Source organism: Candidatus Angelobacter sp., assembly GCA_035607015.1.
In the GTDB taxonomy this organism is placed as follows: domain Bacteria; phylum Verrucomicrobiota; class Verrucomicrobiia; order Limisphaerales; family AV2; genus AV2.
The window spans coordinates 1-8,854 of sequence record DATNDF010000215.1; the positions used below are offsets into that span (position 1 = coordinate 1).

An 8,854-nucleotide genomic window follows, 5' to 3' on the forward strand; every position below is an offset into this window, starting at 1 on the left:
GGGGTATCTGAAGGGAAAGAGCGCCGTCCACATTGCGCGAAGCTACGGCGGGAAGCGCCGGAACTTTGTGGGGCAGCACTTCTCTGGGCACGGGGCTATTGGGTGTCGACCGTGGGGCATAATGAAGCCGCCGTGCGGTTGAATATCCAAGAGCAAGAGAAGGCCGATCAACGGTTCGAGCAGTTGGGACTGTTCGAAGGCCAAAGCCGCTTGGAGCGGCTCCAAGATTAACCCGCTTTGAGCGGTTCACAATTACAAGCCTCCGGCTTTGCCGGAGGTCGCTGACTTGGGCACTGATTTTTGAAGAAGCCCACCACACTGGCGTCACGGATCAGGGCGCTCGGATTGAAGTGGTCGTGCCTATTGTGCGCATTTCGACTGTATTGGGTCAGGCGATGGCGACAGTTCGACCGTTAACGGAGTGGAAAGCTCGCTGGCGCCGAAGACAAGCCGACAGGAAACGGTCTCTTCGGCCAACTGAATGCCAAACATCAAACGAGACGCAACCGGCCGCCGCACGCAAGGCGACCGGTTGTCGTTCTTCATTACGTTGCGAGATCGGTCACGGATTAGCGTCCTGCCAGTCCGGTCGCGCCAGCCGGAAGACCGCTGATGCTCTGCAACGGATTCAAGGAGCCGTCAGCTTTCACCAGAAACGCGCTGATGGTGCCATTTCCGTTGCGGACGTACAGAAAACGGCTGCCGGTGGACAGCGTCATGTCCGCGGGCGAACTTCCAGTTCCGGTGATTCCGGTCACGCCGTCCGCGTTAAGCAGGTTCAATGAACCGTCCGACGCAATCCGGAAACCGGAAATTGTGCCGCTGCCCGTGTTGGCGGTATAAGCGAAACGGCCGTCGTCGGTCACGGCGACCCAGCAGGCTGAGGATTCAGTCGTAGGAACGGAGGGACTGACAACTTCCAGATTTCCGTCATCGTCGAGATCGTACGACGAAGCGGCGCTTGCGCCTGCTGCACCGCCGAACGCTTCGGAGACGATTAAATCGTGTCCGCGCAAAGCAAAGCCGAACGGGGTTTGACCGGAGGATTGAAAGTGCCTGGCGCTGTCAATTGAGCCGTCGTTGTCCACCGTGAAGGTGTCAATCACACTGGTATCCTTCTCCGTGACGACAAGCACTTCGCCGTCGGTTGAAAAACTGATTTCCGCCGGGTTTGTATTATCGGCGCTCAAAGCGTGAGTTGCATGGGCCAGCGGGAACAGTCGACCGGCGAAAAACACGAAGCCAGCGATGCTGTCCTTGTCTCCGTCCTGACCACCTGCGTTAAGTACGAACAAGAAATTGCGATGTAACGCCAGGCTGATGGGGTGTTTGCCTTCGGAGGGTACCTTGTGGACCAAAACCAGCCCCGTGGGGGCAACGAGGAAAACCGAAATCTCGTCACTTCCGGCGTTGCAAGCGAACAACCAGCGCCCATTGGCACTAAGAACCACGGCACCCTGGCTGGCGAGACCAGCGCCCGTGCCACGGCCTCCGGTCGCGAACGAGCCGTCTGCTCTCAATTTTCCATCTGCACCGCGCTGGTAAGCCAGTACATGATTTGCCGCGGCGGCGTTGTCCATCGTGAATACCGCGCCACCTTCTCCTCGCCTGTTGTCGTCGCCTCGGTCGCTGGCCTGGGTAAGACTTGGGATTAGCGCTAGAGCCAAAGCGACCGCCGACAAACGAATCAATGAATCCAGTTTCATACTTTAATTTCTCCGTGAATGTTTGAGTTATGTTTTGGCGGCTTCCGTCCGACACATCACCATGCGTCCAAACAACGAAATGAAGCCGCGCGTTCGGTAATACGGGACATGAGGCGGCGATTTATTCCGGAGAGGGTCAGACTAATTTCGGCTGCTCTTCATCCCGTACGCTGCCGCGCCGTAATCTCGCCGGAATGGAAACGCGATCGGGCCGGTAACGAACCCGTGGCGCGGATTCAAGATTCAACCAACGAAGCTCTAACCTGGCGCTCCCGACTGATTTTGAGCTCGGCAAATAGCCCGCCCGCCGTGAACGGCCCTGTGCCGCCCAAGACGAGTGTTGCCAGACAGGCAAGATACAAGAGATCGATTTCATAACCAGGCGGACCAAATTGGGCCCCGGCAGCCGTCACCGCTTGAAGTTTGACCGAACTGAAACCGTAAGGAAAATGAACGGTAAACATCGCTACGAGAAGAATCGCCGCGATGGGCACGCTGACCAGCGGTACGAAGGCGCCAAGCAGCACGGCCAATCCGCCAGCGAGTTCAATGAGGATCGTCGCCCAGCCCGCAAGCGCCGGCGCGGGAACGCCGATCGCCTGCAGCAGGGCGGCAAAATGCTCAGGGCCATGCACGATCTTGGCATAGCCATGCGCCATGAGGCCGTAGCCTACGATCAAGCGTAGTGGGATCGCTGCCCAGGATTCGCGCTTCGAAAGCGTCCCTTGATGCACGCTCATTGCCTGTTCGGATTCAATTCTCATAATTCCTCCTCTGCGATGATTTGAAGCTTTCGTCAAAGCCCCTGAAGAAGTGCGGGCGACGGCGTTGAACTCGGCCAGATTATTTTGCCAAAAATCCAAGCAGGTCTGAAAGGTCGTTGCCGCGGCCATCGGGGACTTCACCTAATTCCTCCACTGGCAGTTTGAGACGGTTAACCCAGAAGGTCGGATAACCGAACGCTTTCGCCCCTGCGGCATCCCAGCCCGCGAAGGCAACAAAAAGAATTTCCTCCCGTCTCAGCTTTAAACTGTCAGTTCCCAACTGGTAGGCGCGAGGATCCGGCTTGTAAGTCTTTGCTCGATCTGTGCTCAGAACCTGCTCGATTATTCCTTCCAGTCCGGAACTTTTGATGCAGGCGTCGAGCATGCCGGGTGTGAAATTCGACAACAGCGCCAGCCGCAAACCGGATTTTTTCAAGCTGTTGAGCGCCGGCACGACCTCCGGCCAGGTCTTCAGTCCAAGATAAGCATTCATCAATTCGTCGCGGTGTTGCGGCAGCAGTTCCACCTTCGCTTTGTGGGCGGCAAATACCAATGCGTCCCGGGTAACCCGCCAGAAATCCACGTATCGTCCCGCCGCGACCCGCAGCCAGGTGTACTCAAATTGGCGGGCACGCCATTCATTGCCCAACTCGATGCCCTTTCCGGGAAAAAGTTGTTCCGCGAGGTCAAATACCGGGCGAGGATCAAAGATCGGGAACGCATCGAAGGCGATTGCCTTGATCTGTGCTTTTAATGCCGGTTCATCTGCCAGCGCTCTTGGTATCGATGGCAAAAATGCAAATGCGGCGCCACCGGCCGTACGGGTTACGAATTCTCGACGATTAAGATGCATGTTGGATTCCAAAGTGTTCGTCCGAAACTTTCGGCTATTTCAGAGCGTCGAGTTGTTTGAGCAGGTCGCTTGCGGAAACTCGTCCGCCATGTTCCTTGCTGACCCGCGCAAACCGCACCGTGTTGTCGCTTCCGATGATGAAGGTCGAAGGATAAGCCGTTTCATTTGGCGCGTCCCACCGCAAGCCATAGCTCACCGTAAAAACGAAATCGGGGTCGATCACAAACAGAAAATCCTTCGGCCAATCTTTGTTCTGAAGAAATTCTCCGGCGTGCGCTTTGAGCTGGTCCGCCGGACCGGGATAGACGAACAGCATCCGGATGTTCCGTTCTCTGATTTTCGCCGCATTCTTCACCAGGTCCTGCACCTGGCGCTCGCAGAGCGGGCATTGATACCCCGGCCAACCGCGTAAGACCAGGAGGGCGACCGCACCTTTGGTCGTCAATGCGCTGAGCTGCACTGGCTGATCGTCGAGCGTCCTTAGCGCGAAATCAGGGGCTTTATCTCCAGTTTTCGGCGGCTCTGCCGCCTTGAGTAGAGGCGTGATTGACAAAGCTCCCACCGCGAACAGTGCCCCCGCAATTTGATGAAGATTTAAACTGACTCGTTTCGCGTTCATGATCTCGCATATGCCGGCCGGATGCCGACGGAATTTCGTACTTTAGCCACACGTGATGCCGATTTCGCTCCAGCGGATCGGCTGTTCATTCGATCAGAAGCGGGTGAGTCACCGATTATTCCAGCTCCCTGAAAATAAATTCCCGCAGCGCATCCGTTCATGACGCGGCACGCGCCTCGAAAGGCGGATCACAATAATCGCTTCAGTTCTTCTTCGCCCGCGTCCGTCGCCAACACATAGGTGCGCCGGTCTTTGCTCCAGGAAGCCGTGGCGATGCCGTCCATCATTGCAAACTCGGGCATCGTTCCATTGGGCGCACCCCGCAACGTGGCGCGATCCACTACAAAGAGATGGGCCTCCCGGCCGCCTTCGATCCTGAAACACACCAGTGAAACGTGTTGTCCTTTCCACTCAAAAACCCGGCAGCCGATGCGCGGCCGCCCGTTCAGACTCGCCGGCGTGACGAAATCGTCGGGCGCACTCCGGTCCCGCAACCACCGCCTGACTTCGTCCACATCATTGCTCATCAGGTCGAGATGATCGAGCTTGGCGGTTGTGTCCGCCACGTAGGAACGGAATTCAGCGAACTGCCGGTTGCCAGACGGACGCAGCAGGAACACTGTAAATGCAGCCATCAGGGCAGCGCACGCGGCCGCCACTGCGATCCACGCCGGCGGCCGCCACCAGACGTGCAGCGGAATAACTTTGCGGGCCGCGAGCAGTTGCGTTCTCAGATCTGGAGGAACTGGAAAGGCTCGGATTTTTTCCGAAAGCCGGATGTCCAGCGCCTGTTCATGCGCGAACCACTTCGCCAACACGGGGTCACTTTTCACCATTCCGAGTGCCTCTTGGAATTGAGGATCGTCGGCGTCCTGCCCGCCGAGGTGATAGGCGCGCAGAATGTATTTGGCTTCATCTCGGTTCATAACGATGTGAATTCTCGCGGAAGGATTTCTCCGGTGAAATGATTTTTGCTCTCAGCGCGTCTTCTCTTTCTTTCTGACCAGTCAGTCGCTGGCGAAGGATGTCTTTGCCGCGAGCGAGCCGCGACATGACCGTCCCGATGGGCAAATCCAGCACCTCTGCGATTTCGCGATACGTGAGACACTGAAGATAATAAAGCACCAGGGGAGCGCGGAAATGTTCCTCCAGGTCAAGCGCCGCGCCCATCACTGTTTCGCTGTCCATTTCGTCTGCGAAGTCGGGCGAGATCGCCGGCAACGCATCCTCCAGTGACGAGACTTCAATATGCTGAAACCGGTTCTCGTGTCGCTTCCAGCCAAGGAAGATCCGATATTGGGTCGTGAACAACCAGTTCTTCACCCTGCTCTGGTCGCGAAGCTGGCCACCCTTCGTGAGCAGCCGGATATAGGTTTCCTGCGTCAATTCCGCCGCATCATCCGGATTGCCGGCGAGACTGAACGCAAACCGATAAAGGCTTTCGTGGTGCAAGGCCACGATCTGTTCGTAATCCAATTCGTCCACAGTTATCTGATGTGTGCGCCGGGCGTTTTATTCCATTCAGAATGAGGGCCTTCTCGAAGCATCTCAAAAACCCGTGCTTTAGAGCGGGAAACCTCTTCAGTGCCATCCACAACCGCAGCAATAACGCGTTGTTGGAGAAAGGAATCAGAGCGCATCCGCCGATAGTTTCATGAAGAATACATCGGTAATGCGTTGTGCTCCCAGCTTCTCATAGAATGTCGTGGCAAGTCCATTAGCACGGTAAACCGACCAGATCAGTTCTCTCGCACCCGCGTTGCGTGCGACGCTTGCCGCCGTTTCCAAGAGAGCCCGGCCGGCGCCTCGTTTTCTTGCCCGGGAGTCAACATACAAATCCACGATATGCAGGTTGCGCGCGGCGGCATCCGAGTCGTAGCCTATGTGATACAACAGGTAACCAATCACGCGGTCTTTATCTTCCGCCACTAATCCGCCGAAAGCGGGCTGAGAGCCGAAACCATCCCGCAAATATGCCTCGGCGGTCAGCTTGAAGTCCGTCGTGTCGCCCAAACTGCGAAGATACCCGGCGAACTGTTTCGCCAGGTTGCCGACGTAGTCTGCATCGGTGGCGCGAGCAGGTCGGATATCGAATGTGTTAAACATGTCTCGTACAGGCCAATCAATTAAGCCTTAAACGGTGCTAGGATCATCAGGCAAATCCCCGCGACCATTTTCCTTCTCGATTGAGCGACCGCAGGAAGCGACGGTCGTGGCGACGTCGGTTCCGATTCGTTCGCAATCCAATTCGTCCATAGTTATCTGAAGCATTCACCGGATGGCTTATTCCGGCTGGAATAACGGTCGCTCAGCAGCACCTTGAAACACTCGCGTTTTTGATAGAACGCCGGCCAGTGCCACAGGATGCACCCGGCTCTAAAGTTGACAATTGTCACCATTGAGGATTTTGGTCCTTTTGACATTTACGCAACGCTCAATTCACGTCGTTTTGCCCAATAAGCCAGAGGTTTTAAGGCGTGATAAGCCCTATCCGGCCACTATCAAGACCGTCGGCGATCTAATCTGCGTCCAGACTAGAGTGGCTGGCTTGCAAGAGCATCCACCTTTCTTGTTTGGCGGGCTGGGAAACCAACCGCTCAGTTTCCAACATTATTGTCCAGCCACAATATGGTACACATGATGCCGTCGCATGACCAACGTTTCCGAATTAAAGCCGCCGGTCTTTTTTTAGACGGCATTCTTTGTGATCTTGGCGCATCGTATCCCTCAACGATATCATTGCGGGCAGGACCGGTGGAGTTGATACTGGAACGCGAAACGGGATGGGTTTGTCAGGTTCGGTTTGGGGAGCGGGAAATGGTTCGCGCCATTTATGGCGCGGTGCGAGATCGGAACTGGACGACAGTTTCGTCCAGGCTGAAGGCTCTTTCGGTTCACCTACCATGAAACCATCGGACCGCGAGGCGTCATTTGCGGCCGGCGAAGCGGCCGGAGTTTTTCCCGTGTATCATGTCTTCGCCGGCTTTGCCGAATTGACACGGCTGGCGGAAGCTCGGTTCTCCGACGTCCGGACGTCGTTGCAACTTGCAGCATTGGCAGGATTGACCGAAACGGGCCGCACCGTGCTCTGGCTGGCGAATCTCACGGCGGCACAAGTCGCTGTTCGCATCAAGACGCAAACCCGGTTCCGAGACTTGTCGGCAAAAACGCTCGATGAACACAATGCTCCTCAGAGCCTGGGCCAGCCAGAAGCATGGTGGCGGAATTCTCCGGCTGGTCCGGCCCGGGATCCCGCGTCGATCGTGAACCTACCGCGCTACGCGTTGGCGCGATTGGAACTGGAACCATGAAGAGTTGGCAGGAATTGATGCGCGTGGTGGAGCCGTTGCGTTTTGAACCGCATGACATCGCGGCGCAACTCGACGGGCGCGGGCATTACGTCATGGAACTGAATGACGAGTTCCCCCTGTCGATCAAGCTTTTCCGCTACACTTCGCGACGGCACACTCGCGGCGCGACGTGGCACGAAAGGCTGGAACTATTTCTGCCGCTCGACGGTCAGGTGCGGTTTCGGATGGGAGAGCAGGAGGTCGAATTGCGGCGGGGCGATCTGCTGGTGGTGGACAACCTCAAGCTGCATCATGTCGTGGATTTTCCAGGCTTCGACACGCGTGTGATTGTCATCAGCTTCCTGCCGGAGTTCGTGTACAGCCTTGGCTCGCCCTCGCACGACTACGCCTTCCTGCTTCCGTTTTACTCCAAGGTCGAGCGGCGTCCGCACGTCTTGCGCGACGGCGATGCGAACGCGGCGGGAGCGCATGACGCCTTGCGCCGACTGCTCGAATGTTATTTTGTCGGCGCGAAGAAGCCGTTCTTCCAGGCCGGCGCGAAGGCGTTTCTGCTGGAGCTGCTCTATCATCTGGCGGCGCACTTCCGCGCGTCCGAGGTGTTGAAGTGGGAATTCGTGCGCCAGCAAGAGCGGTCGTTGCGATTGAAGAAGTTGTTTGATCACATCAACGCCCGGCCGGCGGAAAAACTTCCCGTAAGCGCGGCGGCCCGGCTCGTTGGGATGAGTGCCCCGCAGTTCATGAAAACGTTCAAGCAGGTCGCAGGCATGACTCTCGTGGTTTATCTCAACCACGTTCGGCTGGCGAATGGCGCGCGCCTGTTGCGCGAGACGGATCGCTCCATTGCGGACATCGCCGACGCTTCGGGGTTCTCGGATCAGAGCTATTTCGACAAACGCTTCAAGCGCGCCTTTGGCCGCACGCCCAAGGAGTTTCGCGCCGAGGCGGTGCAGTAAAATTCGTCCAACATTTCCTCTGCCTTGTTCTAGCCTGCGAACCCGGCGGAAGTCATGATCACGGTCATGAAACCGCTGCCGATGCTTATCGCGCTCGCCCTTTCACTCTGTGTGGCCCAGGCGGCAACACCCAGACTCAAGGTCTCGGAGAACAAACGCTTCCTTGTCACCGCCGACGGCCAGCCGTTCTTCTGGCTTGGCGACACGACGTGGGAATTGTTTCATCGCCTGAACCGCGAGGATGCGATCAAGCTCCTCGAGAATCGCGCGGCGCGAAAATTCAACGTGCTCCAATCCGTCGCCATTGCGGAACTCGACGGTCACACCGATCCCAACGCCTACGGTCATCTGCCGTTTGTCGATCTCGATGTTACCAAGCCTGCGGTGAAGGACGGGCCGCAGAATGATTACTGGGACCACGTCGATTTCATCGTGGCCGAGGCGAACAAACGCGGGCTGTACCTCGGCTTCCTCCCGACGTGGGGCCGCTATTGGCACGACAAGGTGAAGGACGGCAAGCCGCTCTTCACTGTGGTGAACGCGGAAACATACGGCGAATGGCTGGGCAGGCGTTACAAGAACGCGGGCTTGGTTTGGATTCTCGGTGGCGACCGCGGTGTGGATAACGACGAGCAGAAGGAAATCATT

At 57.0% G+C, this 8,854-nt stretch carries 10 protein-coding genes and 1 pseudogene; 4 read left to right on the forward strand and 7 right to left on the reverse strand.

Features of this window, described 5'->3' with window-relative positions; translation table 11 throughout:
• Positions 1 to 231, forward strand: a pseudogene (locus VN887_08835) (transposase).
• Positions 232 to 569: 338 nt separating this feature from the next.
• On the opposite strand, the gene VN887_08840 reads toward VN887_08835, so the two are convergent.
• The 7 genes from VN887_08840 to VN887_08870 all read right to left on the reverse strand — a co-directional run bounded on the left by VN887_08840 (position 570) and on the right by VN887_08870 (position 6,048).
• Positions 570 to 1,706 (reverse strand): beta-propeller fold lactonase family protein, encoded by a 1,137-nt coding sequence (locus VN887_08840; GenBank protein HXT40116.1) that lies wholly within the window; start codon positions 1,704 to 1,706, stop codon positions 570 to 572.
• Between the two features lie 236 nt (positions 1,707 to 1,942).
• Positions 1,943 to 2,611: a DoxX family protein gene (locus VN887_08845; GenBank protein HXT40117.1), complete on the reverse strand. Its 669-nt coding sequence runs from the start codon at positions 2,609 to 2,611 to the stop codon at positions 1,943 to 1,945.
• A complete protein-coding gene (locus tag VN887_08850; protein HXT40118.1) occupies positions 2,550 to 3,263 on the reverse strand; it encodes a haloacid dehalogenase type II in 714 nt (237 codons plus the stop codon). The genes VN887_08845 and VN887_08850 overlap by 62 nt, the downstream gene beginning before the upstream one ends.
• 94 nt (positions 3,264 to 3,357) lie before the next feature.
• A complete protein-coding gene (locus VN887_08855; protein ID HXT40119.1) occupies positions 3,358 to 3,942 on the reverse strand; it encodes a peroxiredoxin-like family protein in 585 nt (194 codons plus the stop codon).
• Positions 3,943 to 4,130: 188 nt separating this feature from the next.
• Complete coding sequence (locus VN887_08860; protein HXT40120.1) at positions 4,131 to 4,868, reverse strand: hypothetical protein; 738 nt, start codon at positions 4,866 to 4,868, stop codon at positions 4,131 to 4,133.
• The gene (locus VN887_08865; protein ID HXT40121.1) at positions 4,855 to 5,427 is read right to left on the reverse strand and encodes an RNA polymerase sigma factor; all 573 of its coding nucleotides are present in this window, start codon (positions 5,425 to 5,427) and stop codon (positions 4,855 to 4,857) included. The genes VN887_08860 and VN887_08865 overlap by 14 nt, the downstream gene beginning before the upstream one ends.
• A gap of 144 nt (positions 5,428 to 5,571) precedes the next feature.
• On the reverse strand, positions 5,572 to 6,048 hold the full coding sequence (locus tag VN887_08870; GenBank protein HXT40122.1) for a GNAT family N-acetyltransferase: 477 nt from the start codon (positions 6,046 to 6,048) through the stop codon (positions 5,572 to 5,574).
• A gap of 797 nt (positions 6,049 to 6,845) precedes the next feature.
• Here VN887_08870 and VN887_08875 point away from each other — a divergent pair.
• From VN887_08875 to VN887_08885, 3 genes are all read left to right on the forward strand, one after another.
• On the forward strand, positions 6,846 to 7,253 hold the full coding sequence (locus VN887_08875) for a hypothetical protein (GenBank protein ID HXT40123.1): 408 nt from the start codon (positions 6,846 to 6,848) through the stop codon (positions 7,251 to 7,253).
• Positions 7,250 to 8,206 (forward strand): AraC family transcriptional regulator, encoded by a 957-nt coding sequence (locus VN887_08880; protein HXT40124.1) that lies wholly within the window; start codon positions 7,250 to 7,252, stop codon positions 8,204 to 8,206. The genes VN887_08875 and VN887_08880 overlap by 4 nt, the downstream gene beginning before the upstream one ends.
• Positions 8,207 to 8,272: 66 nt before the next feature.
• Positions 8,273 to 8,854, forward strand: a 582-nt coding sequence (locus VN887_08885) for a DUF4038 domain-containing protein (protein ID HXT40125.1), incomplete at its 3' end; no start/stop codon positions are given.